The organism is Actinophytocola xanthii, assembly GCF_001921205.1.
Taxonomy (GTDB): Bacteria; Actinomycetota; Actinomycetes; order Mycobacteriales; family Pseudonocardiaceae; genus Actinophytocola; species Actinophytocola xanthii.
Genome location: NZ_MSIE01000001.1, coordinates 26,879 through 41,613, shown reverse-complemented (window position 1 = coordinate 41,613; position 14,735 = coordinate 26,879). Strand labels below are relative to the sequence as shown.

At 73.3% G+C, this 14,735-nt stretch carries 17 protein-coding genes; 9 read left to right on the top strand and 8 right to left on the bottom strand.

The genetic code is table 11. The features are described from left to right. The first annotated feature begins 21 nt into the window (after nt 1–21). The 5 genes from BU204_RS00230 (at nt 22) to BU204_RS00210 (ending at nt 4,628) form a co-directional block, all read left to right on the top strand. Nucleotides 22–1,290: a sensor histidine kinase gene (locus BU204_RS00230; RefSeq protein ID WP_456297876.1), complete on the top strand. Its 1,269-nt coding sequence runs from the start codon at nt 22–24 to the stop codon at nt 1,288–1,290. A gap of 8 nt (nt 1,291–1,298) precedes the next feature. Then, on the top strand, nt 1,299–1,967 hold the full coding sequence (locus BU204_RS00225; RefSeq protein WP_075123427.1) for a response regulator: 669 nt from the start codon (nt 1,299–1,301) through the stop codon (nt 1,965–1,967). Nucleotides 1,968–2,044: 77 nt separating this feature from the next. Further along, nucleotides 2,045–2,926: an ABC transporter ATP-binding protein gene (locus BU204_RS00220; RefSeq protein WP_075123426.1), complete on the top strand. Its 882-nt coding sequence runs from the start codon at nt 2,045–2,047 to the stop codon at nt 2,924–2,926. Beyond that, nucleotides 2,926–4,008, top strand: coding sequence for an ABC transporter permease (locus BU204_RS00215; protein ID WP_075123425.1), 1,083 nt, complete (start codon nt 2,926–2,928; stop codon nt 4,006–4,008). Before BU204_RS00220 ends, BU204_RS00215 begins: the two co-directional genes overlap by 1 nt. A gap of 74 nt (nt 4,009–4,082) precedes the next feature. Continuing rightward, a complete protein-coding gene (locus BU204_RS00210; RefSeq protein ID WP_075123424.1) occupies nt 4,083–4,628 on the top strand; it encodes a hypothetical protein in 546 nt (181 codons plus the stop codon). A gap of 11 nt (nt 4,629–4,639) precedes the next feature. On the opposite strand, the gene BU204_RS00205 is transcribed toward BU204_RS00210, so the two are convergent. From BU204_RS00205 to BU204_RS00180, 6 genes are all read right to left on the bottom strand, one after another. Next, nucleotides 4,640–5,464: a hypothetical protein gene (locus BU204_RS00205; protein ID WP_083660879.1), complete on the bottom strand. Its 825-nt coding sequence runs from the start codon at nt 5,462–5,464 to the stop codon at nt 4,640–4,642. Nucleotides 5,465–5,501: 37 nt separating this feature from the next. Further along, nucleotides 5,502–5,870: a hypothetical protein gene (locus BU204_RS00200; RefSeq protein ID WP_143229221.1), complete on the bottom strand. Its 369-nt coding sequence runs from the start codon at nt 5,868–5,870 to the stop codon at nt 5,502–5,504. A gap of 50 nt (nt 5,871–5,920) precedes the next feature. Next, nucleotides 5,921–10,387, bottom strand: coding sequence for a WD40 repeat domain-containing serine/threonine-protein kinase (locus BU204_RS00195; RefSeq protein WP_075123422.1), 4,467 nt, complete (start codon nt 10,385–10,387; stop codon nt 5,921–5,923). Nucleotides 10,388–10,430: 43 nt separating this feature from the next. Beyond that, nucleotides 10,431–10,898: a hypothetical protein gene (locus BU204_RS00190; protein ID WP_075123421.1), complete on the bottom strand. Its 468-nt coding sequence runs from the start codon at nt 10,896–10,898 to the stop codon at nt 10,431–10,433. A 5-nt stretch (nt 10,899–10,903) separates the two neighbouring features. Then, the gene (locus tag BU204_RS00185; RefSeq protein WP_075123420.1) at nt 10,904–11,287 is read right to left on the bottom strand and encodes a hypothetical protein; all 384 of its coding nucleotides are present in this window, start codon (nt 11,285–11,287) and stop codon (nt 10,904–10,906) included. A 121-nt stretch (nt 11,288–11,408) separates the two neighbouring features. Next, nucleotides 11,409–11,666, bottom strand: a complete 258-nt coding sequence (locus tag BU204_RS00180; RefSeq protein WP_075123419.1) for a WhiB family transcriptional regulator — start codon at nt 11,664–11,666, stop codon at nt 11,409–11,411. A 223-nt stretch (nt 11,667–11,889) separates the two neighbouring features. Between BU204_RS00180 and BU204_RS00175 the strand changes: the two genes are divergently transcribed. Both BU204_RS00175 and BU204_RS00170 read left to right on the top strand, forming a co-directional pair. Continuing rightward, a complete protein-coding gene (locus tag BU204_RS00175) occupies nt 11,890–12,153 on the top strand; it encodes an amphi-Trp domain-containing protein (RefSeq protein ID WP_075123418.1) in 264 nt (87 codons plus the stop codon). A gap of 39 nt (nt 12,154–12,192) precedes the next feature. After that, nucleotides 12,193–12,891 (top strand): TetR/AcrR family transcriptional regulator, encoded by a 699-nt coding sequence (locus BU204_RS00170; protein ID WP_075123417.1) that lies wholly within the window; start codon nt 12,193–12,195, stop codon nt 12,889–12,891. Between the two features lie 11 nt (nt 12,892–12,902). Here BU204_RS00170 and BU204_RS00165 read toward each other — a convergent pair whose 3' ends face one another. Further along, a complete protein-coding gene (locus BU204_RS00165) occupies nt 12,903–13,478 on the bottom strand; it encodes a TetR/AcrR family transcriptional regulator (protein WP_075123416.1) in 576 nt (191 codons plus the stop codon). A gap of 84 nt (nt 13,479–13,562) precedes the next feature. Between BU204_RS00165 and BU204_RS38780 the strand changes: the two genes are divergently transcribed. Then, nucleotides 13,563–13,958, top strand: a complete 396-nt coding sequence (locus BU204_RS38780) for a nuclear transport factor 2 family protein (protein WP_075123674.1) — start codon at nt 13,563–13,565, stop codon at nt 13,956–13,958. Between the two features lie 18 nt (nt 13,959–13,976). On the opposite strand, the gene BU204_RS40535 is transcribed toward BU204_RS38780, so the two are convergent. After that, nucleotides 13,977–14,267, bottom strand: coding sequence for a hypothetical protein (locus BU204_RS40535; protein ID WP_198942731.1), 291 nt, complete (start codon nt 14,265–14,267; stop codon nt 13,977–13,979). Between BU204_RS40535 and BU204_RS42200 the strand changes: the two genes are divergently transcribed. Next, nucleotides 14,194–14,703, top strand: coding sequence for a zinc-binding dehydrogenase (locus tag BU204_RS42200; protein WP_408607973.1), 510 nt, complete (start codon nt 14,194–14,196; stop codon nt 14,701–14,703). The genes BU204_RS40535 and BU204_RS42200 overlap by 74 nt on opposite strands. The last annotated feature ends 32 nt before the right edge of the window (nt 14,704–14,735 follow it).

Sequence of the window (14,735 nt, the reverse complement as noted above, 5' to 3'; positions counted from 1 at the left end):
TCGCCAGGTAGGTTGTCCGGCGTGGGGAGTGGTGCGGAGCCCGAGTGGGACCGGTGGGTGCGGCCCAGGCCCACGGTGGCCCAGCAACGTCACGACGTGCTGATCGCGCTCGCCGTGCTGACCGGTGCCGTCGTGGTGATCCTCCTGGTGAACAGCGCCGGGATCTTCACGTTCGGCTCGGCGCCCCCGATGCTGGAGCAGCTGGCCTGGGGTTTCGCGGTCAGCGCGCCGCTGGCCGTGCGTCGCCGGTTTCCGCTCGCCGTGCTGCTCGTGGTCGGTGCGCTGTACATCGCGGCGCAGGCGCGGCAGACCGGGGACAACCTGGTGCCCTCGATCGCGTTGTTCCTCGCGGTGTACACCAGCGGCGCCTGGGAGCGGAACCGCACCGTCGCGCGCTGGTCGCGGATCGCCGTGATCGTGGCCATGTTCACCTGGCTCGGCGTCGGCGTCATCCGTTACCTCGCGGGGCCGCAGGAGCCGTTCGAGGACGCCGTCGGTCCGTTCGACCCGGTCATCGCCGCGGTGCTGTACAACGTCGTGTTCAACCTCCTGTACTTCCTGTCCGCCTACTTCTTCGGCGACGCGGCCTGGGAGTCCGCGCGCCGCCGGGTCCAGCTCGAGCACCGCGCGGAGCAGCTGCGCCGCTCCCAGGAGGACAGCACCCGCGGCGCGATCATCGCCGAGCGGGTGCGCATCGCGCGCGACCTGCACGACGTCGTCGCCCACCACGTGTCGGTGATGGGCGTGCAGGCCGGCGCCGCGCGTCGGGTGCTCGAGACCGACCCGGCGCTGGCCAGCGCGGCCCTGCGCACGGTGGAGGAGACCGCCCGTACCGCCATCGGCGAGCTGCGCGGGCTGCTCGGCGTGCTGCGGGCCGAGGCCGACGGCGAGCCGCCCGGGGAGACGCCGGCCGGACTGGACCAGCTCCCCGAGCTGGTCCTCAGGGCGCGCACCGCCGGGATCGAGGTCGAGCACGGTATCTTCGGTGAGCCGCGCCCGGTCCCCAACGCCGTCGCGCTGTCGGCCTACCGCGTGGTCCAGGAGGCGCTGACCAACGTCGTCAAGCACGCCCGCGCGCGCCGAGCCGAGGTGCGCGTGCGCTACCTGGACGCCGCGCTGGAGGTCGAGGTGACCGACGACGGGCAGGGCGTGCTGGAGGGCGGGTCCACGAACGGCTTCGGCCTGCTCGGCATGCGCGAGCGGATCGCGGTGCACGGCGGCGAGCTGGAGGCCGGGCCGCGCCGCGACGCCGGCTACCGTGTCCGCGCCACCTTCCCCACCCACACCTGAGGAGAGCGATGTCCAGCCTGCGGGTCGTGCTCGCCGACGACCAGGACCTGGTGCGTGCCGGGTTCCGGGTCATCCTGGGCGCGGAGCCGGACATCGAGGTCGTGGGCGAGGCCGGCGACGGGCACGCCGCGGTCGAGCTGGTCCGCCGGCTGCGCCCCGACGTCGTGCTGATGGACGTGCAGATGCCCGGGATGGACGGGCTCGAGGCCACCAGACGCCTCCTCGCCCCCGGTGCCGGCGGTGTCCGGGTCGTCATCCTCACCACCTTCGACCGGGAGGACTACCTGTTCGAGGCGCTGCGGGCGGGCGCGAGCGGCTTCCTGCTCAAGAACGCCTCCCCGGAGGACCTGGTCGAGTCGGTCCGGATCGTCGCCCGCGGCGACGCCCTGCTGTCCCCGGAGGTCACCCGCCGGGTGATCGCCCGCTTCACCGAGCCGGCCCGCCCCCGGCCGGCTCGCCGGCCGCCGCAGTTGACCGATCGGGAGTTCGAGGTGCTGGTCCAGCTCGCCCGCGGCGCCAGCAACGCCGAGATCGCCGCCGAGCTCCACCTCGGCGAGACCACCGTCAAGACACACGTCTCGCGCGTGCTGACCAAACTCGACCTCCGCGACCGCACCCACGCCGTCGTGTACGCCTACGAGAACGGCGTGGTCGCCCCGGGCGGCGCCGAGCCGTAGGTCGGCCGCGCGGAGGACGGGAAGATCGATCGCGCGTCGGACGCGCGTGGCGCGGCTCCGTCCCTAAGGTGTGGCGCATGTTGAGCGTGAACGCGATCAGCCGGAGCTTCGGCGACCACCGGGTGCTCCGCGACGTGTCCTTCGAGGTGCGGCCGGGGCGGATGACCGGGTTCCTCGGCGCCAACGGCTCCGGCAAGACGACCACGATGCGGATCATTCTCGGCGTGCTGGCACCGCACGGCGGGTCGGTCAGCTGGCAGGGCGCGCCGGTGACTCAGTCGGTGCGCCAGCGCTTCGGCTACATGCCCGAGGAGCGGGGGCTGTACCCGAAGATGAAGGTCGCCGAGCAGGTCGTCTGGCTCGGCCGGCTGCACGGGATGAGCCAGGCCGACGCCCGCGCGGCCACCGACCGGCTCCTCGAGCAGCTCGAGCTGACCGAGCGCGCGGACGACCGGCTGGAGACGCTGTCGCTCGGCAACCAGCAGCGCGTGCAGATCGCCGCCGCGCTGGTGCACGACCCCGACGTCCTCGTGCTCGACGAACCGTTCTCCGGACTGGACCCGATCGCGGTGGAGACCGTGCTCGGCGTGCTGCGTGGCCGGGCGCGAGCCGGCGTCCCGGTGCTGTTCTCCAGCCACCAGCTGGCGCTGGTGGAGCGGTTGTGCGACGACCTGGTGATCATCTCCGGCGGCGCGATCGCCGCGGCCGGTGCGCGCGAGGAGCTGCGCGCCCGGCACAGCAGCCCGCGGTTCGAGCTGGTCGTGGAGCCCGACGTCGGCTGGCTCCGCGACCAGCCCGGCATCCGGGTCATCGACCTCGAGGGCTCGCGTGCGGTGTTCGAGCCGGAGGGGCCGGGCACCGAGCAGCGCGTGCTCGCCGCCGCGCTCTCCCGCGGCGAGGTCCGGGCCCTCACCCCCGTCGTTCCCACCCTCGACGAGATCTTCCGGGAGGTCATCTGATGGCGAGGTCGTTCGGCTCGGCGACATGGCTGGTCGCCGAGCGGGAGATCCTGACGTTCCTGCGGACGAAGGGCTTCTGGATCGGCCTGGGCGTGTTGGTGCTCGGTCTGTTCGCGGCCGCGGTGCTGCCGTCGGTGTTCGGCGGCGACCGGGACAGCGTCGCCGCGGTGGGGCCGCAGGCCGAACGCGTGCTGTCCCGTGCGGACCTGGACGTGCGCAGGGTCGGGAACCTGGACGAGGCCGCGGAGCTGGTCCGCTCCGAGGAGGTGGAGGCGGCCGTCGTCCCCGACGAGTCGGGCCGCTCCGCCACCGGGGTGCGGGTCGTCGCGCTCGACGACGCGCCCTCCGACGTCATCGCGGAGCTCGCCACCGCCCCGCCGGTCGACCTGCTCGAGCCGGCCGAGGTGGACCAGGGCGTGCGCCAGCTCGTGATCACGGTCTTCGCGTTGGTGTTCCTCATGTTCGGAATGGGCGGTGCGGCGATCGCGCAGAGCACCGTGACCGAGAAGCAGACGCGGATCGTGGAGATCCTGGTCTCGACGGTGCCGGTGCGCGCGCTGCTCGCGGGCAAGATCGTGGGCCACGGCCTGCTCACGATCGGCCAGGTCGTGGTGCTGGCGGTGGCCGCGCCGGTGGCGCTCTCGCTCGGTGGGCAGTCCGAGCTGCTCACGCTGGTCGCGCCGGCGCTGGGCTGGTTCGTGCCGTTCCTCTGCGTCGGGTTCGTCCTGCTGGCCGCCATGTGGGCGGTCGCCGGGTCGCTGGTCAGCCGCCAGGAGGACCTCGGCTCGAGCATGGGCCTGGTGATGATCATGGTCATGGGGCCCTACTTCGCGGTGATGTTCCTGTTCGACAACCCGGCCGCGCTGGCGGTGCTGTCGTTCGTCCCGTTCTCCTCGGCCATCGCGATGCCGGTGCGGATGTTCGCCGGTGAGGCGCAGGCGTGGGAGGCGTTGCTGGCGCTCGGGGTGCTCGTCGGCACCGTGGTGTTGATCGTGCTGCTGGCCAGCCGCCTCTACTCGGGCTCGCTGCTGCTCACCGGGGGCAAGGTGTCGCTGTCCAGGGCGTGGACGAGCGGCGACTGAACGTCGCTTCCCCGAATCAGGACCACAGTGGACGGAGGGTCGCCTACTGTGGCAGCCGGAGGAGGGGGTGGCGGATGGAACGCACCGGAGGAACGTCCTGGAGAGCGCGACCGCGCGCGGTCCTGGCCAGGGTGGTGACCGGGTGCCTACTGGCGGTGCTCGCGGCCTGCTCGTCGAGCGTCTCCGGCGCTCCGACCGGCGCCGAGCGGCCCGAGCCCACCTCGGCGACACCCACCGCGGAGACGTCCACACCGGACCCCTCGGATGAGGCAACGGAGGAGCCGGAGCCGACCGAGGAGTCCGGGACCGCGATCCCCGCGCCACCCACGTCGATCGACCAGAACGCGACCCAGCAGTACTGCCAGCCGTTCATCATCGGCCCGGGTAACCAGCGGATGCAGGTCGTCGTGGTGGAGACCCCCGGCGGCCGGGTGAACTGCGACCAGGCCGCAGCCGTGCTCGTCGACTACTACGCCGAACGGCCCACGCCCGATCCCGGCTCCGAGCCGCTCGTCGTGGCCGGGTACGCCTGCGGCCAGGTCCCCGTCCCCGACATTCCCCAGGTCATCTGTGGCGACGGCGCGTCGCTGTTCTACTCGATGTGGGTCCAGGGCGGCTGAGGGCCGCGGGCTCAGTCCCGCGGCGCTCGGCCGAACCGGGCAGCCTGCTCCACCTCGTCCAGATCCTCCGCGGTGACCAGTCGGTACTCGGCGATCCGTTTGCCCACCGCGAACCGGGGGTTCTGGATGCGTCCCACGCGTGCTTCGGCGTAGGGGTCGGCGAGCTCGCCGAACGCGATCTGGGAGATGGCACGGATGGCGTCGTCGACTCGTTGCGGGCGTTCGAGGTTCCAGGCGTGCCCGGCGCGCCACTCGCGCACCCGCTCGTAGATCCGCCGGTTCGTCGGCGGGAACGGGGAGTCGTCGTCGCCGGCCAGCCAGGGTTCGGCCAACGCGAGCGCGACGTACCACTCCTTCGAGTGGCGGGTGAGCAAACCCTTGCGCAGATGGGGTTTCAGCTCGGTGTCGCGGCGGAGGTGGAGCAGGCTCTCCGCCGGGTCCGGCTCGCCGCTGGTCACGGTGAACGTCAGCAGCAGGTCGGTGAACAGGTCGGCGCCCACCTGCTTGCCGGCCAGCACCACGAGCTCGTTCTTGCCCGGGTCGAGCATCGCCGACATCGCCGCGACCAGCGTCACCCGCCGCGCCCCGCCCGGGGCGTCGAGCAGGCTCGACAGCCGGCCCTCGTTGCCGCCCACCCAGCGCAGCAGCGCGGCCTCCTGACCAACGGTCAGCTCCGCGAGCACCCCCGAGACGTGCGGGGCGCAGCCGGGCAGCCGCACCGCCACCACCCCCGGCCTCGGCCGGTCGCCGTGCGGGTCCCGACCGAAGACGAACCGCTCCCCGGAGCGCACGCACACGGGGTGCAGGTCGCCCCCGCGCACCATCACCTGGAGCATGGCACCACCCTAGGACGTGCTCCAGGGCGTGCCCTGGTCACCAGTCGCTCTCGGCGATCCACCACAACACCCCGGCCAGCAGCAGTGGGACGAACGTCAGCGGACCGACCCCGCCGAGCGCGAGGAGGAGCACGAAGCCGATCACCTGGGCGGCGACGTAGAGCCGTGGTCCCCATTTCCGGCGCAGCCACGCGCCGGCCACGCCGACGAGCGCCGCGGTGGACAGCAGGGTCGCGGTCACGGCCAGGTTGAGCGCTGTGTCGCCGAGCTCGGCACCGTGGTCGACCTCGTCGGCCCAGGCGGCGACGGCGAGGCCCAACGCGGCCAGGTTCGCGAGCGTGATGACACCGAGCAGCACGGCGAGGCCGACGCCCAGCCGCGGTCGTGGAGCTGTCGTGGTTGCCATGGTGCGAACCTAGGCGGGGCCCAGGTCGGACCGCAGGTGGAAGGTTCCGCTCAGCAGAGCCGTTCGGGGTCGGGAACGCCGGCCTCGGTGAGGCTGGCGCACAGCTCCTCCGCCGCGGCCTCCGGGTCGACGTGCCAGACCCCGACGTCGGTGTCGGTGCCGCCGGTGGTCAGCCGCTTCCCGTCGGCCGAGAACTCGATCTGGTTCGGCGCGGCACCGTGCCCGTGCAGCACGGCGACCAGCTCATGCCGTTCGACGTCCCACAGCCGGACCAGCGAGTCCTCAGTGGTCACCGAGGCGACCAGTCGTCCGTCCGGGGAGATCGCCAGCTGGCGGATTATGGAGGGGTGCTCGCCGAACTCCTCGCGTAGCTCGCCGGTCACCGCGTCACGCAGCTGGATCCTGCCCGTGGTACCGCCGGTGACCAGGGTGTCGCCCCCGGCGCCGTACACCACCGACAGCAGCGTGTCATCGCCAAGCGGACGCCGCTTCGGGCCGCTGAACGACGGCACCTGCCAGGTCATCATGTTCGCCTCGCTGTCGTCGTTCTCGACGCCCTCCTTGACCTGGTCGAACGGGGAGTTGGTGAGCGCCAGCAGCTGGTCGCCGTCCGGCGAGAACGCGAGCTCGACCGGGCTGTTCGGTCCGAGCTCGAACTCAGCCCGCTCGGTGAGCGTCTCCGCGTCCCACACGTGGATCCGGTTGTCCTCGGGCGCGTCGGCCGCCGTCGTCGCCGCCTCGTGCGCCGCGGCCAGCCAGCGGCCGTCCGGGGAGACGGCGATCGCGCCCCGGAACTCCCGTCCGGCGAGCGTGACCGTGTGCGGCACCCCGATCCCGTTGGGCGGTGGGGTGGCGGTGAAGGTGGCGTTGAGCGAGGCGGTGATCCGCACGCCGGGCCGGGTGTAGCGGACGGCGAACACGCCGCCGTCCACGTGCGCCGGCTCGGCCGTGCGCTCACCGGTCGCCACGTCCCAGGAGTACAGCGAGCCCTCGGCGTCGCCGGCGGTCACCTCGCTGCCGTCCGGGGTGAACGCGAGACCGGTGACCGCGCCACCGGGTTCGGTGTGCCAGCCCCGGTTGGTGGACCAGCGCAGGACCGTGCCGTCGTTCTTGGCCGCGATCCGGGTCCGGCCGTCGGCGGCCACGGCGACCGCGAGCACGGTCCCGCCGATGGTGCTGCCGTCCCGCGGACCCGGCGGCAGACCGCCCTGGTAGCTCGCGCTGCCCGGGTCCCACACGCTGATCGTGTCGGGGTCGCTGTTGGTGTAGAGGGTCGCGCCGTCGGCCGAGAAGGTGATCGAGGACGGGCCCTGGCCCGGGTCGGTGCTGTGCCGGGTGACGTCGGCCATCTCGCGCACGGGCGCGCCGGTTCTGGCGTTCCAGAAGCGGATCATGTTGTCCGACACGCTCGCGCTCGCCAGCAGGTCTCCGGCGGGGGACATCGTGAGCTGGATCGGTATGCCGTCCCGGTCGGTCGTGTTGTCCCGGTGGTCGGCCCGCGTGCTGACCCGGGTGGCGGTCGCCGGGTCCCACAGGTCGATCGTCCCATCCGCGCGTCCGATCGCCAGTCGGTCCCCGCGCGGGTGGTAGGCGAGGCTGGTGGCGATGTTCCCACCGGGGGCGACCCAACGGATGAGGTTGCCGGTCCGCGGGTCCCATTCGGCTATGCCGGGCGTGTTGTCCGCGGTCACCGAGGTCGCCGCGATGCCCTTCCCGTCCGGACGCCAGGCCAGCGGTCCGAACGCCGGGTTGACGTCGGAGAGCCGGCGCACCCGCCGCCCGCTCGGCACCTCCCAGATCACCACGCCGCTCGCGTCGGTGCTGTCGCTGTCCAACGAGGACACGGCGAGCAGGGTGCCGTCCGGGGAGAAGCGGACGGCCACCACCGAGCCGGAGCCGGCGATGTCGGTCTCGAGCCGTCGCCGTGCCGCCGCGTCCCACAACCCGACCCTGCCGTCGCTCGAGGACACCGCGATCAGGCTGCCGTCCGGGCTCACGTCGGCGGCGATCACCCGGTCCACCCCGGCGTCGATCTCGGCGGGGAAGCTGAGCAGCGGCGCGGACAGCACCGCACCCCGCGCCTCCGGCGTCTGGCCGGCGCGCCAGCTGTGCAGTGCGCTGCGCATCGCGCCGACGGGGTCCACCGAGGCCTGGCTGAGGGACTCGGCCGCCAGCTGACGCGAGAACGCCTGGTCGCGTTCGTGTTGGGCGTCGTTGCGGGAGATGACGGCGATGACGCCGGCGGTGAGCGCGACGACGAGCAGGGTGGCGAGGGCGGCGACGAGGGTGCGCAGCCGCCGGGTGGTGCGACGCCGGTCCCGGTCGCTCGCCTGGAGGAAGGCCCACTCCTCCGGCGTCAGGTCCGACCGTCCGCCGGACCACTCGAGGGCGGCGGCGAGGCGGGCCCCCCGGTAGAGGTCGCCGCGGTCCCGGCCGCCGGCCCACCAGCCGGCGGCGGCCTCGCGGAGGCGTTGGCGGACCAGCAGGCCCTGTCGGTCCTCGGCCACCCACTCCCGCAGCCGTGGCCAGGCGGTGAGCAGGGCGTCGTGGGAGAGGGTGACGTGGTCGCGGTCGACGGTGACCAGGCGGGTGGCGACCAGGTTCTCCAGCAGCCGCGGGGGTAGCTCGCCCCGGTGGGCCCGGCGCCGCGCGATCCCGCCCCCGTCGAGCAGGGTGACCATGCGCAGCATCGCGGTGCGCAGCGCGCGCCGGTCCTGCTCGTCCAGGCGCATGTACACGCCGTCCGCGGTCAGTGCGACGGCGCGGTCGACCCCGCCGGTGGCCTGGTACCCGGCCAGGGTGAGCACGGTGCCCGACCGGTTGTGCCACGTCTCCCGCAGGGCGTGGGCCAGCCGCGGCAACGCGCCGGGATCGCGTCCCGCGTCGACGTCGGTGATCAGCCGGTCGACCAACCCGGGCTCCAGGGTCAGTCCGGCCGCCCCGGCCGGTCCGGTGATCACCTCCACCAGCTCGCCGGCCGAGAGCGGGCCGAGCACGTAGGGCGCGGCGAGTGCCGGGGCGAGCGGGGCGAGCGCGATGCAGTGCTCGACGAAGTCCGCTCGCACGGCCAGCACGACGCGCGCCGGCCAGGCGTTGGCGAGCGCGGTCGCGAACGCCTCCCGTTCCCGCGCGTCCGCGCAGTGCGTGAACAGCTCCTCCAGCTGGTCCACCGCCACCAGCAGCGGCGCGCTGGACCGCGCCGCCGCGGCCCGGCACAGCTCGCCGAACACGGCCGGCCGCTGGTACAGCCGCCACGCCAGGCCCTGGGGGTCGGCACCGGTCAGCGCGGCCAGCCGGGCGGCCAGCGTCATCACCGGCCGTTCGCCCGGCGTCATCGCCAGCCTCGGTGCCTCCGCGTCGCCACGGGCATGCGCGGCCAGCAGGCCCGCGTGCAGCAGCGAGGACTTCCCGGCTCCCGACGCCCCCACCACGAGCAGCGGCCCGGACTCGGGGCGCTGCCCGGCCAACCGGGCCAGCAGGTCGCGCACTGCCTGGGCGCGGCCGAAGAACCACCCGCTGTCGGCGGCACCGAAGCTCTGCAGGCCCGGGTACGGGCAGCGGTCGGGCGAGGTCCTGGTCACGTCGGCGTCGGGCCGCCCGACCGCCGTCGCCAGCAGCTGGACGAAGTAGCCCTGCCCCGGGTCGCCGGCGACCGGCAGCGGGATCACCGTCGCCGTGGGTGGCTCGGCGAGGACGGCCGCCGCGGCGGCCATCAGCTCGCCGGCCGACGGGTAGCGCCGCCGCGGGTCCTTGTCCATTCCGGTGCCCACCACGAGGTCCATCGCGGGTGGGATGGCGCGGTCGAACAGCGACGGGGCCGGCGGCGGGTCGTTGAGCTGCGCGGCGAGCTTGCTCGCGGAGTCCTGTGCCGGAAACGGAACCCGGCCGGTCAGGCACTGGAACAGCACACACGCCAGGGAGTACACGTCCGAGGCGGCGTCGACGTCGGAGCGCACGAGGCGTTCGGGCGCCATGTAGTCGAGGGTGCCGATGTAGTCGCCGGTCTCGGTCAGCCTGGTCACGTCGGCGGCGAGCGACCGGGCGATGCCGAAGTCGGCCAGGTACGCGGTGCCCGAGGAGTCCAGCAGGACGTTGGCCGGCTTGACGTCGCGGTGCAGCACCCCGCGCGCGTGGGCGGCGTCGAGCGCGGAGGCGACCTGGGTGAGGATCCCGACCGCGCGCGCCGGCTCGAGCGGTCCGTCGGCCAGCAGCCGCCTGAGGTCGGGACCGTCGACCAGCCGCATGTCCAGGTACAGCAGGCCGTCGATCTCGCCGTGGTCGTTGATCGGCACCACGTGTGGGTGGCGCAGCTCGCCGACGATCCGCGACTCGCGCCGGAACCGGGCCCGGAACTCCTCGCTCGCGAAGCCCGGCAACCGTTTCAGGGCGACGGTCCGCCGGTGCACCGTGTCGTACGCGCGGTAGACCTCACCCATTCCGCCGCGGCCCAGCACCCCGTCGAGCCGGTACGGCCCGAACATCTCGGGCGCCCCCAGCTCCGGCACCGCGTCAACCATGCTGACCTCCCGGTCGTCCGGGCTCAGCCTACGGGGCGCCGGATCACCGGCATTCCGCGAACAGAGTATTCAGCGCCGTGGTCAGAGCCGCGCCGACGGGCTCGTCCCACAGGTAGTGCTGCACCGCCTCGACGCACGCGGTCAGGGCCGCGTTCTCGTTCTCCAGCGCGGTTTTCGCCTGCTCGGCCCGTTCCCGCTGGTCGTCGCTGCTGGCGACCCGGTCGCGGACCTCGGCGAGGTCGGCCTGGCGCTGGGCCAGCCGTTCCTCGGCGACGGCGCGGTCGTCGGCGGCACCGACGTAGAGACCCGCGGCCACCCCCGCACCGACGAGCAGCACCGCCGTCAGCACGGCCAGCACGACGGCGGTCCTCCGGCGCGGCCCCGACGGCGGCGCGAACGACAGCGGTCGCGGTTCTGGCCGCGGCGGGGTGGGCGGGTTCTCCCGGGCAGGGCCGGCGAGGGAGGGGAACCCGTTGTAGCGAACGGTTTCCTGGCTCTGCGTGTCGGTCATCGGGGTCACCTCCCGCAGTGGACGAGCATCTGCTGGATGGCCGTGTCGAGGCCGGCGTCGTCGCCGCTCTCGGCGGCCACGACCGATGCCTTGGCCGGGTCGGCGCACGCCGTGAGCTCCAGCTTGGTGCTCTCCAGCGCCGACCGCTCCGCGTCCAGGGCGTCCACATCGGACTCGTTGGTGGCGATGCGGTCCCGCTCGGCGTCGAGCTCGCGCTCGACGCCGGCGGTCCGCTCGTTCACCTCGGCGGTGTCGGCCCGTTCCGTCACGACCAGCGTGACGAACAGACCCGCCGCTGCGGCCAGCACCGCGGCGACGATCGCGAGCGAGGCCACCGTGCCGCGCCGTACCCGGCGCGGTGGGGACTGCTCCTGCTGGAGTGGACCCATGGATTTCCTCCCGGCTCGGGTGAGGCGGTGTCGCCTCGTTCGGCTGTCCTCGCCGACCATCGTCGGGAATCGAGCCGCGCCGGGTAAGCGGAACCTTCCGCCGGGAACCGGTAACGGACCGTCAGGCCGCGCGGTGGCGCGAGCGGCGAACGAGCTCGCGCCGCTCCCGCTCGGTGGTGCCGCCGAACACCCCGTGGTCCAGGCCGTTGTCGACGGCGAAGGTGAGGCAGCGCTCGCGTACCGGGCAGCCGGCGCAGGTCGCCTTGGCCTGCTCCGCCTGGCGTGCACCGGGTCCGATCTCGGACACCGGGAAGAACAGCTCGGGATCGGCGTCCCGGCAGGCGGCGTGGTACCGCCAGTCGTCGATCATCTTGCTCATGTCGTGCCGCCTCCGTTCATGGCGTGTCGCGTTCGCCGGGCGCGCGGAACCGGCGGAACACCTGGGTGGGTTGTCGGGGATGCGCCTCGGACACCGGAGGCACAGATCAAGCGTACGGGTCAACACGCTCGAGCGCGCGCGTATTCCAGCCTTCCGGGGGCGCCGTCGGTGCGACGCGGTTCAATGTGGCGCCGGAATTCCTCACGAGAGATCGGAGAACACAGTGAGCAGCGCACCGAGGGACGTCGAGCGCATCTACTCCACCGCGGACGTTGTCGCCAAGCTGCGCCGGCTGGCCGACGCCCTGGAGACCGAGACTCCGTTCCGGATCCAGATCGCCGGCGAGCGCATCCGCGTACCGGCGCGCGCCCGGTTCTCCATCGAGCACGAGCGTGACGAGGACCAGGAGGAGATCGAGTTCCAGCTCTCCTGGAGCCTCGCCGAGCACAGCGACGCCGACACCGACGACGAGGAGCGCGTGGTCTGATTCCGGAGAGCGCTAACGCCTTGGTGTTACCGTCGATAGGTGGAGCGGAACAACCGGGACCGGATCATCGAGGCGGCCGCCACCCTGCTCACCGAGGGGGGCCGCGACGCCGTCTCGACCCGCGCGGTCAGCGCGGCGGCAGGGGTGCAGGCCCCGACGATCTACCGGATCTTCGGTGACAAGCAGGGGTTGCTGGACGCCGTCGGCGCCTACGGGATGGCCACCTACCTGCGCAGCAAGGCGGCCAACCCGGTCACCGACGACCCGGTCGCCGACCTGCGCCGCGGGTGGGACCTGCACGTCGACTTCGGGCTGGCGAACCCCGCGTTCTACACGTTGATCTACGGCGACCAGCGCCCCGGTACCGAGCCGCCCGCCGCCCGGGAGGCGGCCGCCATCCTCGCCGGCCTGATCCGGCGCGTCGCCGAGGCCGGCCGGCTCCGGATCGGCGAGGACCGCGCCGCGAACCTGGTCCACGCCGCCGGCCTGGGCACGACGCTCATGCTGATCGCGCAACCCGTCGACCGACGCGACCTCGCCCTGTCCGCGATCGCCCGCGACTCGATCATCGCCACCGTGACCACCGAGTCCTACCGGGACACCGCGGCCGACGGCCCGGTCGCGCACGCCCTCGCGCTGCGGGCCGCGTTACCGGGGACCACCGCGCTGACCGAGCGCGAACGCGGCCTGCTGGGGGAGTGGCTGGATCGCATCGTGGCCGCACAGTCCCCGGCCTGAGGCGGTGGAGATCAGGCCGCGCCCGCGTCGAGGATCTGTTCCGCGAGCAGGCGGGCCGACGCCGCGGGGCGCGAGTCGGGCCTGGTCGCTCCGGCCGCCAGCGTGCCGTCGATGAGCAGGAGGAGCTGGTCCGCGGCGAGGTCCGGCCGGGGGTGGCCGAGCGCGGCCAGCTCCCGCTCGAGCAGGTGGTGCACGCGCTGGCGGTACTCGCGGGTCACGGCGTGGCCGGGATGGTCCGGATCGGCCAGGGCGAGGTCGGCGGCGAGATAGCGGCAGCCCCGGAAATCCGGCCGGGCCACGACCTTGGCCAGTGCGTCGAACACCGCCAGCAGCCGGTCTCGCGGGTTCCCGCCCGCGGCCCGCATCGTCCGCCGGTAGGTGGCCTCGTCCTCCTCCGCGGCGAGCCGGAGTACCTCGGCGATGAGGCCGTCCTTGCCGCCGAAGTGCTCGTACAGCGACCGCCGCGCCACGTTCGAGGCGCTCAGCAGGGCGTCGATACCCACGCCGACGCCCCGGGTGTAGGTCAGCCGCTTGGCCGCCTCCAGCAGGCGCTCGCGCGGGCCGGCGGTCGTGGCACGGGAGGTCACCGACCCAGCCTCCCACTGGTTGACGGGTAGATCAACCGGTCGATATGGTCCAGTAGATCGACCGGTCTATTCATGGAGGCGCTCATGGCTCCCCGCTCCACCGCCGACGTCATCGCCCGCTTCAACCACGCCTTCACCGGCCACGACGCCGACGCGCTGCTCGACCTGGTCGGTGCGGACTGCGTGATGGAGGCCGTCCAACCGGCTCCGGACGGCGCCCGCTACGTCGGACGCGAGGCCTGCCTGGCGTTCTGGCGCGCGCTCGCCGAGGACCGCACGACCCGGTTCGAGCCGGAGGAGGTCGTGGTCGCCGGTGACCGCGCGACGATTCGCTGGCGGTACCACTTCGGCGACGGGCCGACCGACTCGGTACGCGGGGTGAACCTGATGCAGGTGCGTGACGGCCTGGTCGTGGAGGCCCTCGGCTACAGCAAGACCGCCGGCGAGGTGCCGCTGGCCGCCGAGCGAGTGGGCGGCTGAGCATGCGCAGCTACCACCTCACCGGCACCGGCGGGCTGGAGATCCGCGAGCACGAGGACCCGGTTCCCTGACGGCATGCTCACCGAGCTCGCCCTGCTCGACGAGCACGCCCTCGTCCCGGTTCCCGGCCACCTCTCCTTCGCCGAGGCGGCGACGCTCCCCCTGCGCGGCGGTCACCGCCTGGAACGCGCTCACCGGCGACGGCGCCGGGCTCCGTCCCGGGCAGACCGTCGTCGTGCAGGGGTCGGGTGGGGTGTCGCTGTTCGCGCTGGCGTTCGCCAAGGTTCTCGGGGCGCGGGTGATCGCCACGACGAGCAGCGCGGCGAAGGCCGCCCGCCTGGCCGAGCTCGGTGCCGACGAGGTCGTCGACTACCGCGCCACGCCCGACTGGTCCCAGGAGGTCCGGGAGCTCACCGGCGGCCGGGGCGCCGACCGCGTCGTCGACGTCGCCGGCCTGCTCGAGGAGTCACTCCGCGCGGTGCGAACCGCGGGACACGTCGCCTGCGTGGGCTTCGTCTCCGGTGCCGCGCCGCCCATCGATCCCCGCGTGCTGTTCTCCTCGGGTGCCACCGTGCGGGCCGTCGCCGTCGGCAGCCGGGCCCAGTTCCTGGCGATGAACCGCGCCGTCGAGGTCAACCGGCTGCGCCCGGTCATCGACCGCGTGTTCACGTTCGACGACGCCCCCGCCGCCTACCGCCACTACGCCTCGCGCCGAGCGTTCGGCAAGGTCGTGATCACCATCTGAGCCGCCCGCGTCGTCAGCATCGTGTTCGCCGT